Below are 1193 nucleotides of genomic sequence, written 5' to 3' on the forward strand. Positions count from 1 at the left end.
TGCGGGCGTTGGCAACCTGAAAAACATCAAGCCGACCGTTACCGGCAGAGATCCCTTATTGGCGGGTGCGGGGAATATCCGTATTCCTGTAAACGGCAATGTTGCGAAGGGGGATAGGATTCCGGATACGGCATTGGCAACGACGGAACATAAGTACAAAGGAGGGGCGCATTCGGAAACCAAAAAACCGACCAATGACGGTTTGGATTCGCATCATTGTCCTGCGAAGGATTGCTATAAAGGAGCCCCCATTAGTAGTGAACAAGGTCCTGCTATTAAGATGGATCCGAAGGATCATCGGCTTACTGAAAGTTATGGACGCTCTCCTTATGCTATCCAATATAGGGCTAAGCAAAAAGAGTTACTGGAACAAGGTAAATTGAAAGAGGCTATTGAAATGGATGTGAGGGATATCAGATCTAAGTTCGGATCCAAATATGATAAGGCAATCGAGGAGATGCTTGAGTATTCGGGAAAACTAGACCCAAATTCTTTTAAAACTAAAAAATAGGCAAAAAATTATGAAAATTTTTTATTTTAGTTCAAAAAAAATAGAAAATTGTGTAAACATTATCTCATCAAATCTGAATCGAAAACAAGTTCGTGCAATATTTAGTTCTGATGTACAAGAAATTTATAAGTCATCATACTCTCGAGTTCCTATGGATGTTTTTCCCGAGTTGAATATCCATTGTTTTTATGATGATAAAAATCAGCTTCAAGCGATAGAGATATTTGAACCAAATAAGTTTTTTTTAGAAGATATTTCTTTTAATTGGCTTGGAAAAATTAATGATGAAATAATAAGCTACCTTTATAAGAGTGGAATTAATGATTTTGAAATTGATGATTTGGGTATTAGGCTTCTTAATATTCCTGTTTCAACTATAATCAATTCAATAGGTAAAGTAGAATGTTGTTATTTAGATTTTTCAAACAGAGACACAAAATTTTATGTAAAACAAGTGTAGGTTGAGGTCAAGACCCAATCTACGCTTACTCCGGTATCAGCGTCTTCATCATCTACGACGAACAAAAAATCCGCCATCTGACCAAGTAAACGCCTACCTTGCCGAAAACCAAAGCCGCTACGACACCTGGAAAGAAGACGGCATAGCAAGCCGTAGCCCATATAAAACTTAAACTCAATAAGTATATGTGTGCGGAACGCACATATGCAGTTCTCAAGGTTT

The 1193-nt window shown here is 37.8% G+C and carries 1 protein-coding gene and 1 pseudogene; both read left to right on the forward strand.

The features are described from left to right. Positions 1-511, forward strand: a pseudogene (locus HMPREF2865_RS01575) (hypothetical protein); the annotation flags it as partial. 151 nt (positions 512-662) lie between these two features. After that, on the forward strand, positions 663-971 hold the full coding sequence (locus HMPREF2865_RS01580) for a hypothetical protein (RefSeq protein ID WP_070585507.1): 309 nt from the start codon (positions 663-665) through the stop codon (positions 969-971). Positions 972-1193: the final 222 nt, after the last annotated feature.

This window comes from Neisseria sp. HMSC073G10 (genome assembly GCF_001812605.1).
GTDB lineage: Bacteria > Pseudomonadota > Gammaproteobacteria > Burkholderiales > Neisseriaceae > Neisseria > Neisseria subflava_A.